Source organism: Paenibacillus sp. ALJ109b, from assembly GCF_010747435.1.
GTDB lineage: Bacteria > Bacillota > Bacilli > Paenibacillales > Paenibacillaceae > Paenibacillus > Paenibacillus taichungensis.
On sequence record NZ_JAAIFP010000004.1, the window covers coordinates 243,836 to 259,993 of the forward strand.

The 16,158-nt window shown below is 46.8% G+C and carries 14 protein-coding genes; 3 read left to right on the top strand and 11 right to left on the bottom strand.

Translation table 11 applies throughout. The features are described from left to right. Positions 1 to 49: 49 nt before the first annotated feature. Entirely contained in the window at positions 50 to 1,249 is a 1,200-nt protein-coding gene (locus tag G3352_RS04215) for a GTP-binding protein (protein ID WP_163754112.1), read from the bottom strand. Positions 1,250 to 1,526: 277 nt separating this feature from the next. Here G3352_RS04215 and G3352_RS04220 point away from each other — a divergent pair, with 277 nt between their 5' ends. Both G3352_RS04220 and G3352_RS04225 read left to right on the top strand, forming a co-directional pair. Then, complete coding sequence (locus tag G3352_RS04220; protein ID WP_163754115.1) at positions 1,527 to 2,561, top strand: permease; 1,035 nt, start codon at positions 1,527 to 1,529, stop codon at positions 2,559 to 2,561. Between the two features lie 40 nt (positions 2,562 to 2,601). Further along, a complete protein-coding gene (locus G3352_RS04225; RefSeq protein ID WP_163754117.1) occupies positions 2,602 to 3,585 on the top strand; it encodes a TIGR03943 family putative permease subunit in 984 nt (327 codons plus the stop codon). Between the two features lie 85 nt (positions 3,586 to 3,670). On the opposite strand, the gene G3352_RS04230 is transcribed toward G3352_RS04225, so the two are convergent. The 6 genes from G3352_RS04230 to G3352_RS04255 form a co-directional block, all read right to left on the bottom strand. Next, positions 3,671 to 4,972, bottom strand: a complete 1,302-nt coding sequence (locus G3352_RS04230; protein ID WP_113054643.1) for a pyrimidine-nucleoside phosphorylase — start codon at positions 4,970 to 4,972, stop codon at positions 3,671 to 3,673. A 241-nt stretch (positions 4,973 to 5,213) separates the two neighbouring features. Next, positions 5,214 to 5,921, bottom strand: coding sequence for a purine-nucleoside phosphorylase (deoD, locus tag G3352_RS04235; protein WP_076288673.1), 708 nt, complete (start codon positions 5,919 to 5,921; stop codon positions 5,214 to 5,216). Between the two features lie 138 nt (positions 5,922 to 6,059). Continuing rightward, positions 6,060 to 7,238 (bottom strand): phosphopentomutase, encoded by a 1,179-nt coding sequence (gene deoB, locus G3352_RS04240; RefSeq protein ID WP_163754120.1) that lies wholly within the window; start codon positions 7,236 to 7,238, stop codon positions 6,060 to 6,062. Between the two features lie 31 nt (positions 7,239 to 7,269). Next, positions 7,270 to 8,460, bottom strand: a complete 1,191-nt coding sequence (locus G3352_RS04245; protein ID WP_163754123.1) for a NupC/NupG family nucleoside CNT transporter — start codon at positions 8,458 to 8,460, stop codon at positions 7,270 to 7,272. Positions 8,461 to 8,728: 268 nt separating this feature from the next. Next, a complete protein-coding gene (gene deoC, locus G3352_RS04250) occupies positions 8,729 to 9,379 on the bottom strand; it encodes a deoxyribose-phosphate aldolase (RefSeq protein ID WP_090996294.1) in 651 nt (216 codons plus the stop codon). Positions 9,380 to 9,631: 252 nt separating this feature from the next. Further along, positions 9,632 to 10,570 (bottom strand): sugar-binding transcriptional regulator, encoded by a 939-nt coding sequence (locus G3352_RS04255; protein ID WP_053780650.1) that lies wholly within the window; start codon positions 10,568 to 10,570, stop codon positions 9,632 to 9,634. A gap of 183 nt (positions 10,571 to 10,753) precedes the next feature. Between G3352_RS04255 and G3352_RS04260 the strand changes: the two genes are divergently transcribed. Next, complete coding sequence (locus G3352_RS04260) at positions 10,754 to 11,380, top strand: FMN-dependent NADH-azoreductase (protein WP_163754126.1); 627 nt, start codon at positions 10,754 to 10,756, stop codon at positions 11,378 to 11,380. Between the two features lie 114 nt (positions 11,381 to 11,494). Here G3352_RS04260 and G3352_RS04265 read toward each other — a convergent pair whose 3' ends face one another. The 4 genes from G3352_RS04265 to G3352_RS04280 form a co-directional block, all read right to left on the bottom strand. Further along, positions 11,495 to 11,845 (bottom strand): hypothetical protein, encoded by a 351-nt coding sequence (locus tag G3352_RS04265; protein ID WP_063563897.1) that lies wholly within the window; start codon positions 11,843 to 11,845, stop codon positions 11,495 to 11,497. Positions 11,846 to 12,051: 206 nt separating this feature from the next. Further along, the gene (locus G3352_RS04270; RefSeq protein ID WP_163754129.1) at positions 12,052 to 12,714 is read right to left on the bottom strand and encodes a class II aldolase/adducin family protein; all 663 of its coding nucleotides are present in this window, start codon (positions 12,712 to 12,714) and stop codon (positions 12,052 to 12,054) included. Positions 12,715 to 12,767: 53 nt separating this feature from the next. Further along, positions 12,768 to 14,270 carry a rhamnulokinase gene (locus G3352_RS04275; RefSeq protein ID WP_163754132.1) on the bottom strand — a complete coding sequence of 501 codons (1,503 nt, stop codon included), beginning with the start codon at positions 14,268 to 14,270 and terminating at the stop codon, positions 12,768 to 12,770. Between the two features lie 41 nt (positions 14,271 to 14,311). Next, positions 14,312 to 16,102: an L-fucose isomerase gene (locus G3352_RS04280; protein WP_163754137.1), complete on the bottom strand. Its 1,791-nt coding sequence runs from the start codon at positions 16,100 to 16,102 to the stop codon at positions 14,312 to 14,314. Between the last annotated feature and the right edge of the window lie 56 nt (positions 16,103 to 16,158).

Below are 16,158 nucleotides of genomic sequence, written 5' to 3' on the forward strand. Positions count from 1 at the left end.
AATCGTAATTATTACTATTTAATGAGTTTAGCCCATGCTTTTACGTTTGTCAACTCCACGCTGGAAATGGATCTTTCAGTTCTCGCCAGTTCATTAGCATCTCTTCGTCGGTTAGCAGTGTCTCATCTAACGTCCGTTCGATCTCCACTCGGTCCATGTCTATTCCGATGAACACCAGTTTCGTAACCCGATCACCCCACTGCTCATCCCAATCCGGAATAGGCGGAAGTGTATTACCAAAATGCATTTGTCGCTCTTCGTCACTCATCGCCCCTACCCACAACCCGGCCGGTCCCAACTGCTTGGATGTTCCCGCATGACTGAACGACACCGCCACATGGTTACGTGTAGCCAGCCACATTAAGCCTTTGGAACGTACAATGGTCTCGGGCCATTTCGCAATCCAACGCAGCAAACGCTCCGGATGAAACGGACGTTTCCGATGGTACACAAAGGAGTGAATGCCATACTCCTCTGTCTCGGGTGTGTGTTCTTCCTTCATTAATTCGCGGATCCAACCCGCAGACTGGCTTGCTTTTTCAAAATCAAACCGTCCGGTATTCAATATCTCCCTCGGGTCAATCTGCCCATGTGTGGTGCGAATAAGTCGGGCTTCCGGCTGCATCGCGTGTAATGCTTTCTCAAGTTTGAGCAGCTCTTCTTCCGATACCAGATCACACTTGTTCAAAATCAGCACATCACAGAATTCAACCTGATCCGTCAGCAGATGAACGATCCCCCGTACATCATCCTTCCCGGCTTCCTGCCCCCGATCCTTCAACGTTTCTTTGGAATAGAAGTCACGCCAGAACTGAGCAGCATCAACTACCGTTACCATCGTGTCGAGCCGCGTAAATTTCGTCAAATCAATCCCCAGCTCTTCATCAATATACGTAAATGTCTGGGCAACGGGGACTGGCTCTCCAATACCTGTAGATTCAATCAATATATAGTCAAAAGAACCATCCAGTGCAAGCAGCTCCACCTCTTTCAGCAAATCCTCACGCAGCGTGCAGCAGATACAGCCATTGGACATCTCCACCAGCTTCTCATCAATACGTGACAATCCACCACCATCCCGGATCAAACCAGCGTCAATATTAACTTCACTCAGGTCATTCACAATGACAGCAACTCGCATGCCCTCCCTATTGTGAAGCACATGGTTAAGCAATGTCGTTTTGCCTGCGCCCAGATATCCACTTAATACAGTCACCGGAACTCGGGGTTGTACCTGTAGTTCTGTCATTTCAATTACTCCCTTCCATTTATCCTCATAAAACTAAAAAATTGGAATGCTATGTAGCTTCCACTCGACCGATGGGCTGAAAAATAATCATTACTTAATAGTAATTATTACGATTAACAAAATAAACTATACCTGAACCTCGTTTCTTTTGTCAACATAACAAGTTTTGGTCGAGATATGTAAATCGTAAAAATGTTGATTAATTACTGAGAACGAGTATGATGCGGACGGTACAAGCATATATTTTACCAAAGTCCCGGTTCTGGAGGTCTATCCCATGAAAATGGCAGCCAATCTTAAGCTCCTGTCATTCCTGATTCCCTGCGCATTTCTTGTTCCCGTATTGATCACGATGGCTCCCAATGTGAAAGAAGAATGGAATAGTGAAGCCTTACAAAATATGAAAACGGTATTCATCAGCATTTTTCTCGAAGCCGCTCCATTTCTGCTCATAGGGGTGCTGTTGTCTTCGCTAATGCAATGGTTTGTTTCTGAGGAAATGATTCGCAAACTAACGCCCAAGAACCCTGTTGGAGGCGTGCTGGTGGCGGGTTTACTGGGAATCATTTTCCCGATCTGCGAATGTGGCATGATTCCGGTCGTTCGACGGTTGATGCATAAAGGCATGCCGCCCTATATCGCGGTGACCTTTATTCTTAGCGGCCCTGTTGTAAATCCAATTGTCTTTACCGCGACCCTGCTCGCTTTTCCTTCCCATCCCGAAATTACGATCGCCCGTATGGGACTGGCCTTTGCTGTAGCAGCTGCCACCGGTGGTCTGGTGTATATGTTCGTCCGTCAGAATCCTTTGCGCAAACCGAAGGCTATAGTGACGGAGGTCAAGACTCATCCCGGATTTAAAATGGCACAGCCTCATTCCCATTCTGCCGATCATGATCACGTGCACGATAAAAACTGGCGCAGCTTTTTCATTCATGCAGGTGACGAATTTGTCGATATGAGTAAATATTTGGTGATTGGTGCTCTAATAACAGCCTGCATTCAAACTTTTATCAGCCGCAGTGATCTCATTTCTCTGGGTAACGGGCCTGTCGCCTCCTATGCCTTCATGATGGGTTTTGCGTATGTATTGTCTCTCTGTTCGACATCCGATGCATTCGTAGCCTCTGCCTTCTCTCATACGTTTGCGTTGGGACCGCTATTATCTTTTCTCGTTCTCGGTCCAATGCTAGATTTCAAAAGCACATTGATGTTACTCTCCACCTTTCGCACCCGGTTTGTTATTGGCTTGAGCCTTGCCATTATTGCTTTGGTTTTTGCAGGGTCGTGGTTGATTAACCTTTTGGCATGAGCATTTATGAATGTATTATTTGATCAAAAGAGGTGATTACATGAACCATCCTGGTTATACAGTGACCAAAGCTCCGGTTACCAAATCTCATCCTATCCAATGGCATAACCTGATTCGTGCGCTGTGGATCGGCGGGCTCGCTGTATACATCATTCATTTGAATACAACGGATTCTCTTCATTATTACTTGGCGCCGACGATGCAGCGATTGCTTCTCTGCTGCCCTGTTCCGTTTTTGTCTATTGCCGCCATCATGGCCTGGCAAGGACTATTCGGTACTAGCCAGCTCCATTGCGACTGTGAGCATCCACCTCCTTCAGGATGGGTACGCAGCTCGCTGATATATGGATTGATTGCCATTCCATTAATACTTGGTTTTCTTTTGCCGGATCAGGCACTAGGCAGTTCTATGGCCAGTCAGAAAGGCATGTCCCTAACGTATGGACCTCCGGAGATTCGTCGAAAAGAACCCTTACCTGATACAGCAGAACTGGACATTAAAGATCTATCCAAAAAAACTGCAAATGTTGAATCATCTGTACCTGCCACGAAAGTACAATTTGTTCCCCCGGATGAGTACAGTCGTGAATTTGCCGAACTCGCAGAGAAGTTATATGCAGAACCGGTCATTAAGGTATATCCTGAAATCTTCTCCGAGACATTAGGTTCGATCGATATGTTCCAACGACAATTTGCCGGTAAGGCTATCAGCCTTACCGGGTTTGTATATCGAGACAAAAGTATGGAGCATGAATCTCATTTTGCATTAGGGCGATTTCTCGTGATGTGCTGCCCGGCAGACGCGGCACCCTTTGGCGTGATGATTCATGTCCCGAATGCAGACAGCTTTCCTACAGACAGTTGGGTACAAATCGATGGCACCATTGGCTCTGCTCAAGTGAATGGCGAGGACACCATTGAGATTCGGGCGTCGAAGGTAACTCCGGTCGATCAGCCATCCACCCCTTACATTTACACCAGTGCAGATTCAGTTGTGACGTATGATAATTTGCATTATAAATAAGAAAAAGCCCCGAAGCTATGGAATGCACAGCTTCGGGGCTTTAAATTCAATTCAGGCATAAGGTTAACCTTGTTTGCCTGATATATTATTCAGTTACGATATCATGCACCAATACAGGAGCATCAGCATGATCTGCAATAGTAATGTTCTCTTTGATCTTGGCGATTACGTCTGCTACGTCTTCACGATTCGCATGGATCGTTACGAGGGATTCGCCAGCTTTCACTTGGTCACCCACTTTTTTGTTGAGCATCAAGCCCACAGCAAGGTCGATCTCGGATTCTTTTGTTGCACGGCCTGCGCCGAGCAGCATTGCAGCAGTACCGATTTCGTCAGCGACGATACCAGCTACATATCCGTCTTTATCCGCTGGTACTTCAACCAGATATTTCGCTTGTGGCAAGCGATCCGGGTGATCTACAACTGAAGCGTCTCCGCCTTGATTTGCCAGGAAGTCTTTGAATTTATCCAGTGCTTTACCGTTCTGGATCACTTCTTTCAATTTCTCCTCAGCGTGCTCCAGGGAGTCTGCTTTGCCAGCAAGGAATACCATTTGACGTCCAAGCGCCAGACAGAGTTCTTCCAGATCTTTCGGTCCTTTACCTTGCAGCGTAAGAATGGCTTCTTTCACTTCAAGCGCGTTACCGATAGCGAGACCCAGTGGTTGGGACATATCGGAAATAACAGCCATTGTTTTACGTCCTACATTGTTACCGATGCTTACCATGGCATGTGCCAGTTCTTTTGCATCTTCTGTTGTCTTCATGAATGCACCAGCACCTGTTTTGACATCCAATACAATTGCATCGGCACCTGCTGCAATTTTCTTACTCATGATGGAGCTTGCAATCAGTGGGATGGAGTTAACGGTAGCTGTAACGTCACGCAATGCATAGAGCTTTTTGTCTGCCGGCGTGAGGTTGCCACTTTGACCGATAACGGCAACTTTATGTTCGTTAACGAGGCGTATGAACTCTTCTTTCTCAAGCTCCACGTGGAAACCTGCAACAGATTCCAGTTTGTCCGTTGTACCACCAGTGTGACCCAATCCACGTCCGGACATTTTGGCAACTGGAACATCCAGAGCAGCAACAAGCGGTGCCAGTACCAGCGTTGTAGTATCACCAACGCCTCCCGTGGAGTGCTTGTCTACCTTGATACCTTCGATGGCAGACAGATCAATGGTTTCGCCTGAGTTCACCATGGACATCGTCAAATCTGCGCGTTCCTTATCGGTCATATCCTTGAAGAATACAGCCATCGCCCAAGCGCTGACTTGATAATCAGGGATTTCGCCTTGTGTATATCCTTGAACAACAAAGTCAATCTCGGCTGTTGTCAGTTCTTTTCCGTCGCGTTTCTTAGCAATAATGTCTACCATTCTCATGATGATCTCTCCTTCGTTGTGGGTGATTTGTATAGAACACTTTGTGCAGAGTCCGTTACGGACCCGGATCGTTCTTTCGATCGCTGTTGTCTCCAAGTTTTTTTATCCATTTTGTAATGGAGAAAACTTGGAGACAAAGGCGAACGCTTCGCTTCTACAGAATCGATTCCGGTTCCTCCACTACGCTCGTGGAACAAAAGTTTCGATTAAAATCAATTGATATTGATAAATTAAGTGATTTTTACAGCGTAATTGCTGTTTCCAATGCGACTACCATCATGTCGTTGAACGTTTTTTGGCGCTCTTCGGCGGAAGTCTCTTCACCTGTCAGCAAGTGGTCACTTACAGTCAGGATCGTGAGTGCGTTTACGCCAAATTTAGCTGCGAGTGTGTACAGTGCAGTTGTTTCCATCTCAACGCCCAGTACGCCGTGCTGCATCAATTTCTCAGTCACAGAACGGTCGTCACGATAGAAGGAATCGGAACTGAACACGTTACCGACATGGATTTTCATGCCTTTGGCAGTTGCGCGGTCATAGGCTTCTTTCAGCAGGGAGAACGACGCGATCGGGGAGAAATCATATCCGCCAAATACGAGCTTGTTCATGCTGGAATCGGTACATGAAGCTTGAGCAAGGATAACATCACGAACACGTACATGTTCTTGCATACCTCCGCAAGTTCCAACACGAATCAGGTTTTTTACACCGTATTCGCTGATCAGTTCGTTGGCATAGATGCTGAACGATGGAATCCCCATGCCCGATCCTTGTACCGAGATACGGTGTCCTTGATATGTACCCGTGAATCCGAGCATTCCGCGAACTTCGTTGTAACAAACGACATCTTCAAGGTACGTATCTGCAATAAATTTTGCACGCAATGGATCTCCTGGCAAAAGGATTGTTTCTGCAATATCTCCGGGTTTAGCTCCAATATGTGTACTCATGATTAAATCTCCTCCAGTTATCCATATGATTGAATGAAGGCCAGGAATCGGAGCAGCCGAAGCTGCTCCCGCGGTCATCCTGTCCGACTTTGTGTTTCAAGAACTTTACCCATGTTCAGTTAAAGATAAGAATGCTGACTATTTCAAATCTTTCAGGAAGCTTGTACCATATTCAGGCAGTTTCACACCGAAGTTCTCAGCTACTGTTGCTCCAACATCAGCAAACGTGCTGCGAAGTTCAAGCTTTTTACCCTCGTTGAACCGTGGAGAGTACACAAGCAGTGGCACATACTCACGTGTATGGTCCGTGCCGCGGTAAGTTGGGTCATTACCATGGTCAGCTGTGATGAGCAGCAGATCATCGTCTGTCATTTTGCTGAAGATCTCTGGCAGTCGAGCATCATACTCTTCAAGCGCCTGGGCGTAGCCTTGTGGATCACGACGGTGACCGAACAAGGCGTCGAAGTCAACCAGGTTCAGGAAGCTAAGTCCAGTGAATGCTTCATCCATTGTTTCGGACAGTTTGTCCATGCCATCCATGTTGGAGACGGTACGTACAGACTTGGTTACGCCTTCGCCATCGTAGATATCTGCGATTTTACCCAAAGCGATTACATCAAATCCACCATCTTTAAGTTCATTCATCACGGTACGGCCAAAAGGTTTGAGCGCATAATCATGACGGTTAGCTGTACGCTTGAAATTACCTACTTCGCCTACAAACGGACGAGCAATAATGCGGCCCAGCATGTAAGGGTCGTCGAGAGTAATCTCGCGGCAGAATTCACAGATTTCATACAGTTCTTTCAGTGGAACAACATCCTCATGGGCTGCAATTTGCAGAACCGAATCTGCGGATGTGTATATAATCAGGGCTCCTGTTTTCACATGCTCTTCGCCCAATTCATCAATGATTTCCGTGCCGCTGGCCGGTTTGTTCCCGATCACTTTACGGCCTGTTTTTTCCTCAATGCGCTGAATCAACTCATCCGGGAACCCGTCTGCAAACACACGGAATGGAGTATCAATGTACAGGCCCATCAGTTCCCAATGACCCGTCATGGTGTCTTTTCCTCTGGATGCTTCCTGCATCTTGGTATAAAAAGCTTTTGGTGCATCCGCTACAGGCACACCTTCAATTTCCTTAATATTGGACAGTCCAAGACTGGCCATATGCGGCATCTTCAATCCTCCGCGTTCACGTGCAATGTGACCAAAGGTGTCGACGTCGAAATCATCGAATTCCGCTGCATCCGGCGCTTCACCAATTCCCACTGAATCCATAACGATTAGATGTACTCTTTTGAATGTTGACATAAACTTAAGCACTCCTTCCAATAATCCGGCTTTACAAGAACAGTCCGGCGATGATCGCAGACAGCACGCTGACAAGCGATGCACCGTAAAGCAGTTTCAGACCGAAGCGGGCCACCACATTACCTTGTTTCTCATGAAGTCCCTTCACCGCACCGGCAATAATACCGATTGAGGAGAAGTTAGCGAACGATACGAGGAAGACGGATACGATCCCTGTTGTTCTGGCAGACAATGTAGTCTGTTTGGTCAGATCAAGCATGGCAACGAATTCGTTGGATACCATTTTGGTAGCCATAATACTTCCCGCCTGAATCGCTTCTTTCCAAGGAACACCCATAATGAAGGCAAATGGTGCAAACACATAACCAAGCAGTTCCTGGAACGAAACGCCGAGCACTGCACTGAAGATCCCGTTAACCAGTGCGATCAGAGCAACAAAACCGATTAACATTGCAGCTACGACGATAGCAACTTTGAAACCATCCAGAATGTACTCGCCCAACATTTCGAAGAAGGATTGTTTCTCTTCTTCCTGTACTTCCAATATATCTTCTTCCGGGGAAACCTCATAAGGATTCACGATGGAAGCGATGATAAAACCGCCAAACAGGTTCAGCACAAGTGCCGTAACCACATATTTCGGATCAATCATGGACATATAGGCACCGACAATGGACATCGATACCGTGGACATCGCCGAGGCACACAAAGTGTACAGTCGATGTTTAGGCAGCAACCCAATTTGTTTTTTTACAGAAATGAACACTTCAGATTGCCCCAATACAGCCGAAGCAACCGCGTTATATGATTCCAGTTTGCCCATTCCGTTGACTTTGCTTAATACCAGACCAATATATTTTATAACAAAAGGCAAGATTCGGATATACTGCAATATCCCAATGAGCGCTGAGATGACGACGATCGGCATCAGTACACTGAGGAAGAACGGCGCGCCCCCACTGTCTGCACCAACGGTAGTCAAGCCACCGAATACAAATGAGATACCGTCATTCGCATAGCCAAGCAAACTTTCAAATACGGTCGCGAAACCGCCAATCAAAAATGTACCCACTTCTGTGTTCAATAATGCGTATCCCAATATTACTTGCAAAACAATCATGATGATTAGTGGACGATATCTGATCTTCTTCTTACCGTTGCTGACCAGATAAGCTAGTCCAAAGACAACTAGTATACCAAGAAGGGCAATTAGGAATTTCATTCTATCTCTCCTTTGAAGGTAGTTAAGCCGGATGTTTATTCAGCTCAAAGGTTTCCCATATATGTGATGAATTAACCTTTCAGAAAACGGTTGAAGCGCTTACAATAAATTCGGTTTTTTATGATTCGGTTTTAATTAAAATATAAATTTGGATCAGCTTTAAAACTTGTTCTCCACATCCATCGAGAGATATGAAGAACAAGTTAACCCTTTTAAAGCATCCAAGCATTCCATCTAGTGAAATTTATCGAGCCAAGTTACTCCTGAATTAATAATTAGATGCAGATTGTTCGCCTTGCATGATTTTCACACCAGAACTAGCGCCAATCCGAGTTGCTCCTGCATCGATCATTTTTTGCATATCTTCCAGACTACGCACGCCGCCGGAAGCTTTAACGCCTACATCCGGACCTACAGTACGACGCATCAAAGCGATATCTTCTGGTGTTGCTCCACCCGTAGAGAAACCTGTGGACGTTTTGACAAAATCAGCTCCAGCTTTTACTGCTGCCTGACATGCACGTACTTTCTCTTCATCCGTCAACAGACAAGTTTCAATAATGACTTTCACCAAAGCTTTACCCGCTGCTGCTTCAACAACTGCACGAATATCCTGTTCCACAACGTCATCTTTACCGTCTTTCAGAGCACTAATGTTGATGACCATATCCACCTCAGTAGCACCTTTAGCGATGGCGTCTTTGGTTTCGAATGCTTTGGTCTCGGAAGTGGAAGCTCCCAGAGGGAAACCAATAACGGTACAAATATCGACGCCAGTACCTTGAAGCTGTTCAGCAGCATAAGCAACCCAGCCCGGGTTCACACATACAGAAGCAAATTGATATTGTTTCGCTTCTTCGGTCAATTTGGCCATTTCACTTTGTGTTGCATCTGCACGAAGCAAGGTATGATCTATCATTTTGGCTAATTGTGGTGTAGTCAATTAAATCTCCCCTTATCTGAACTAGTTATTTTCTATATCCCTACCCTAACATGAACATATGTAAAAATCAATATGAACTTTTGTTCATCCTTGAAATTTAAACATATTCCATGGAAACTTCACTAAACAAATGACTTCTCTCACTTGGAGGAATCGTATAATATAGCTTCTGCCTAAGAAAGTAAAACATCCGCCCATATCGCGTGGCAGATGTTGTCATCCATTGAATTATAATCGAAGCAAAGCCTGAGCTGTGTATTGATCTGTTACCAAAATGTTGGCGTAATGACCTTTGAGCGCAGCATGAATGGCTTCTATTTTACGTTTTCCCCCGGCCACGAGAATCGATTTTTCCTTATTTCGCAGCTCGGCCAGATCAATTCCGACGGTTCTGTTGTTAATCTCTTCACTGATCAACCGGCCCTCAGCATCAAAAAAACGTGAACAAATGTCACCTGCACCTGAATGCATCAGCAATTGCTGTTCTTCATCATTAAAATAACCCAGTCTGAACAAAAGTGCATCTTCCTTCACTGTACCTACGGTAAACATGGCAATATTCGCCTGTCGGCCAAGTTCCACAATCCTGCCAATATGTCGGTCTGCTTCTACCATTTTTTTGACTTCAATGTTGTCGAAGATCACGGGCAAAGGCAAATATCGGGGAACCGTATGGAAAGCTTCCGCAAATAAATGAACAATTTCTGCCGCATACGTATTCACATGGGAATGGCTTACGCCTCCCTTAAGTTGAACCACTTCGACGCCTTTGACCTGCTTAGGACGAAGCTGACGGGCGACGGCGTTCATCGTTGTCCCCCAGGTTACCCCAATAATGTCCGCATCTTGCACCGTATCTTGTAAGTAATCTGCTGCTCTTTTGCTAATATGTTTCAAAATTTCTTCGTCACTCTTCAACGGGGCAAAACATACAAGCGCAGTATCCAGATTATACTTGGCTTTGAGTTCTCCGGCGATAATGTCGATATCCTCCAGCGGGTCCATAATTTCAATACGAACGTAACCGCGATCTTTCGCGTACTGAAGTAATCTTGATACCGTTGGACGTGACACGCCCAGCCTGACCGCAATATCCTGCTGGCTGTAATCCGATTGATAATACAATTTCGCTGCTTCAATGCTTAATCGTTGCTTCTCCAGATCCATTCCCATATGCGCTCATCTCACTCATTCCTATTATCGTTCGATTCACCTTACACCAATGTATTATACATGAATGAGTACCAGGTCACTATCCAGGTATAAAACGTTACAAACGATGCATACTACATCAGTCGCTTATTAATGTCAGCCCTTTTTGTAAAAAACATCATAGAGAGGAAGAACCGTATGTCTACATTATTGTATATTACTGCCCATCCTCATGATCATGAAACTTCTTTCAGCATGGCTGCAGGTAAAGCGTTTGTGGAAGCATATCGTGAAAGCCATCCCTCGGATGAGGTTATTCATCTGGATTTGTATCGCTCGGATATTCCTCATATTGATGCAGATGTATTCAGTGGTTGGGGGAAACTTCAATCCGGCAGCGAATTGACTTCTGGAGAAAAGGCTAAGGTTCAACGTTTGAATGAATTATCGGATCAATTCGCCGCTGCTGACAAATATGTTTTTGTGACACCGATGTGGAACTTCTCTTTTCCTCCAATTATGAAGGCTTATATTGACTCCATCTGCGTGGCTGGTAAAACGTTCCGTTATACGGAACAAGGCCCGGTTGGATTGCTTTCCAACAAAAAGGCACTGCATATTCAGGCTCGCGGTGGCATTTATTCCGAAGGGCCTGCGGCTCAGATGGAATCCGGTCATCGATACCTGAGCATTATCATGTCTTTCCTGGGTGTGCCGAAGCTTGAAGGCATTTTTGTGGAAGGACATAACCAATATAAGGAACGCGCAGATGAGATCAAGCAGCAAGCTATTGAAGAGGCACGTACGCTCGCTAAACAGTTTTAACCCTCAAATAAACAAGTACAGTAACAAACACAAAACCCACATGCCAACCCATGGAATATTAATTCCATAGGGCGGCACGTGGGTTTTTATTTTTTTATAATAAACGATAGAGCTTTATTGATGTCCAGCGCTGGCACGGCTCATGGTTTCAAGTTTGCGAGTAATGGCATGTCGGTCCACTTTCAGTCCCCAAATGGCTTCAATAATCTGTTCTTTCTCTTCGGGACCCTCGGCATTTTTCAGTTGCATTAACAGATCATGCATCTGTTCGTTAATACCTTCAAATTGACTCCAAAGATCCTGTCTAACTTCGGTTGAATCCAGATGATGATTAGCATCCACTTCTTCTTTCAATGCTTGCAGAATGGCCTCTTTCCACTCCTCATCACCTAGCTGTTTCGCTATGTTCAGGAGATCCAGATAATCGTCAACAAGAAGTGAGTTCAGTTCAGCATGTGTTTTCATCGTTTATTGCATCCCCTTTGCATCTATTTACCCAGTATTATACTCGGTATTTCGGGATATGCAATACTTGTCGAAAAAAGTTAGTTATTGTATTAGGGACTATTGGATGATTATGGGTCAAAATGAGTGCTTTTATATAAGCAACCAATGCAACATATGCCGAATGTACCCAAGATATTAATCAATTGTAACCCGGATGGGAGCGCCTACGACTTGAGTTGTTGCAGTAGCTGTACGCGGTAGGCTTCACTTTCAAGAGATTGGATCTCCTTGTATTCTTCCGCAGTAAGCACTTTAGGCTCCCCTGCTGCCTTGGCGATCATGTACACCTTGGCGCTTTCCTCCACCACCTGGGTGCGGTAGTAGGCTTCGCGCAGGTTTTTACCTGTCGTGACCAATCCGTGGTTAACCAGAATAAGCGCTGTGTGTTCTTCAACCTTGGCAGCCACCGCATCAGCAAGAAGTTTGGTTGTGGGCAGAACATAAGGGACAAAGCCAATATCTCCCACCAGTGCCGACTGATCAGGGAACAAATGAGGCAATTCATCGAAAACGAGACTTAGAGCGATGGTGTATGCCGGATGTGTATGCACAATGGCTTGAATGTCAGGATTTACCCGATAGCTATACAGATGCATCAACACCTCGGAGGAAGGGCGTGTCGATCCGGCACGTGTCTCTCCTGTCTCAATATCAATCGCGATCCATTCCTCAGGCTCCAGATCCTCTAGTGCATAACCACTTGGCGAAAGCAGCATCGTTCCTTCGGAACGGGCGCTGAGATTCCCCCCTGGTCCTACAACTAGCCCCTGAGCAACCGCTTTGCGAGCATATTTGGTCAATTCTTCCCTTACCTGTTGTTCAGACATGTTCTGCTCCACTCCTTTGACTTTTCTTTTTAAGCATTTTACAAAATGCTCATCTAATTGGATCTGTTCGCCAATGCTTGATTCAGGTTTTGGTAACTTACGTATGCTTCCTGCCACCTTGCGGTGTCTTCTGGCTCATAGGTTTCGGGAGAAAAGGAAGCAGCCATAACTTCTCGCACCTCGGACAAGCTGCTCACTTCGCCATGTGCCAGGAATTGCAGCATGCAATTTCCGGCTGAAGTTGCCTCGGCAGGACCCGCTATCACCGGAATCCCTGCTGCATTCGCCGTAAGTTGACACAATAAGCGATTATGCACCCCGCCACCGACCATATGAATCACCCGTGGCCGGGTGCCTGTAACTAGCTCCAGTTCATCCAGAGTCTGTCTGAACTCCAGTGCCAAACTTTCGAGAATACAACGTACAATGGCCCCAATCGTTTCAGGTATTGCTTGCCCGCTGGCACTGCACTGTTGCCGGATTCGCTCTGGCATGTCGCCTGGTGCCAAATACACCCCATCACCGGGCGATACATAACATTGATGAGCGGTTGCCGAATCAGCGAGCTGGACCAGTTCCTCATGGGTAAAACGTTGATTCTCCCGTTCCCACTGCCGTTTGCACTCCTGCAATAACCACAGGCCTGAGCGATTCTTCAAGGTTCGCACTTTGCCATTTACCGTGCCCTCATTGGTGAACCCTAGTTGACGGCTACGATTATCCAATACAGGACGGTCGCGTTCCACGCCCATGAGAGACCAGGTGCCACAGCTAATAAAGGCAAATTCCGAATCTGTCGCAGGAATGGCTGCCAATGCAGATGCTGTATCATGTGAACCTACAGATATCACTTGCATCGGTTCAATCTTCAACTCTGCACACAAGTCATCCGTTAACTGCCCCAGCACCGTGCCTGGCTGTACGAAAGGTGGGAATAACGTCTCCGGGATACCCAGTCGGCCAATCAATTGTTCATTCCAACGGACCTCTCCGGCATGCAATAGTCCGCTTGTACTGGCTATTGTGTACTCACAGGCCTGCTGACCAGATAGATAATAGTTAAATAAATCCGGCATCAATAACATGCGTACATCTGGCCGCAGACCTTCCGAGTGCTCGCGCACACTTCCAAGCAGTTGAAATACGGTATTTATCTGTTGTGGCAGGACACCGGACATGGAATATAGCTCTTCTTCATTCACCATGCGCAGGGCTTCTTCCATCCACTTCGCATTACGCGATTCCCGGTAATGGCGGGGGTTGGAGCATAATCTTCCCTCCCCGTCCACTAATCCATAGTCGACTCCCCACGTATCCACAGCAATGGAACGGACCGGTTGGGAGATGCCTTGCAAGCCCTTTACAATCCCTTGTTTCAGTTCGTGGAAAAGTCGCAGGAAATCCCAGTACAATCCGTCTCCCAGGTGTACAGGATCGTTACTGAATCGATGCACTTCCTCTAACGAGAGCTTACTCCCGTCAAAAGTCCCACGGACCACTCGGCCGCTTCCGGCGCCGTAATCGGCAGCAAGCACATGTGTTGCTTGAGTTCCCATCTCTCATGCCTCCTTTGCTTCCGCGACAAGCCGTTTGGATGTTAACGATACAACGGTCCAAAGACGCTGCATGCCCGGTAATCGGCACTTTCCGGTTCACTTGTGCCGAACAGTCCCCAGGCACGTGGACGAAAAATCTCGGATTCCGGTACATTATGCATACTCACCGGGATACGAAGCATGGAAGCCAGTGTCAGCAAATCCGCTCCGATATGTCCATAAGAGATGGAGCCATGGTTCGCGCCCCATTGATTCATCACTTCATAGACCGAAGTAAAAGCCCCTGAGCCCGTCAGAACAGGTGCAAACCAGGTGGATGGCCAAGTCGGATCTGTCCGTTGATCCAACGTATCATGCACATCTTCAGGCAGATCGACGGTGTAACCTTGAGCCACTTGCAATACCGGACCAAGTCCTTTAACCAAATTGAGACGCGTCATCGTAACAGGCATACCACCCTTGGTCAGAAAATCAGCGGAATAGCCGCCGCCCCGGAAATATTCGACGGATGCCGGCCGCCATGAGGTCGCTTTCAGGCAGTCCTGAACCTCTTCGTCTGTAATTTCCCAGAAAGGCTTAAGCACAGGCTCACCCGCTCTTGATTGTTCCCCTGTACCATCCAATGCCGCAGAACCGGAGTTGATCAGATGCAGAATACCGTCCTTTGCATTTCCTTCCAACTGGTGCCCTGTCACGCGTTTTACCGAATCCGGGCTCCAATAGGTGCGTACATCTGCGAAGATCTGCGCGGTATGGGTAAGTAAGGAACCAAATAACATCGACACACCATTCAGGCTGTCGTTCTCTGTTGCCACCAGATAAGGAGAGCGTTTGCCATTCCAGTCAAAGGAAGAATTCAGGATGGATTCCAGAAAATCTCCGTTGGGTGAATGATCCGTCCACTGTCGTTGTCCCTGAAACCCGGATACAATCGCATGGTGACCCATGGATTCCTCAGTGAATCCTAGCTCCGCAAGCTTCGGATTGCCTGCCATCAGATCACGTACGATCTGCGTCATTTTCACAACCGTTTCCCATTCATACTCTTTGCGTTTGCGATCTGTCTGCAGATGGGCAGGATTATTGTCCGCTCCTTCACTACAGTTCTCCTTCACCCAAGCTAGCGCCAACTTATACTCCTCAGGATCGTAGATTTCTTCTTCTATACGACGAGTCAGTTCACTCATATCCACATATTCATTCCTCATACCCAGATACTCCTGGAAAAAGGAATCGTTCACGATGGAGCCGGCAATACCCATGGATACCGAGCCGATGGACAGATAAGCACGTCCCTTCAAGGTTGCAGCGGCAAGACCCGCACGGCTGAAGCGCAGCAACTTCTCACGAACGTCATCAGGAATCGTCGTATCTCCTCCATCCTGAACATCCTCGCCATAGATACCAAAGGCCGGAATCCCCTTCTGTGCATGGGCAGAGAGTACTGCTGCCAGATATACTGCCCCCGGACGTTCAGTTCCGTTAAAACCCCAGATTGCCGTAGGAATGGAAGGAGACATATCCATCGTTTCTGTTCCATAACACCAGCAAGGTGTAACGGTAATGGTCACGCCCACGTTGGAGCGGCTGAATAGTTCCGCTGCAGCCGCTGCTTCGTTAACGCCGCCAATACAAGACTCGGCAACGACGCATTGTACCGGCGAACCATCGGGATACCGAAGTTCTGCTGCGAGCAGCTCGGCAACGGAAGTTGCCATGTTCATGGTCTGCTCTTCCAATGATTCACGAACACCCTTGCGTCTGCCGTCAATTGTGGGACGAATACCAATCTTGGGAAATGCCTGTTTATAACGATAATCCTGATGTGTCATACTAAAACGTCCTCCTTCAATGGTTTCATAGAATAGGTACGAATTACTTGTGACTT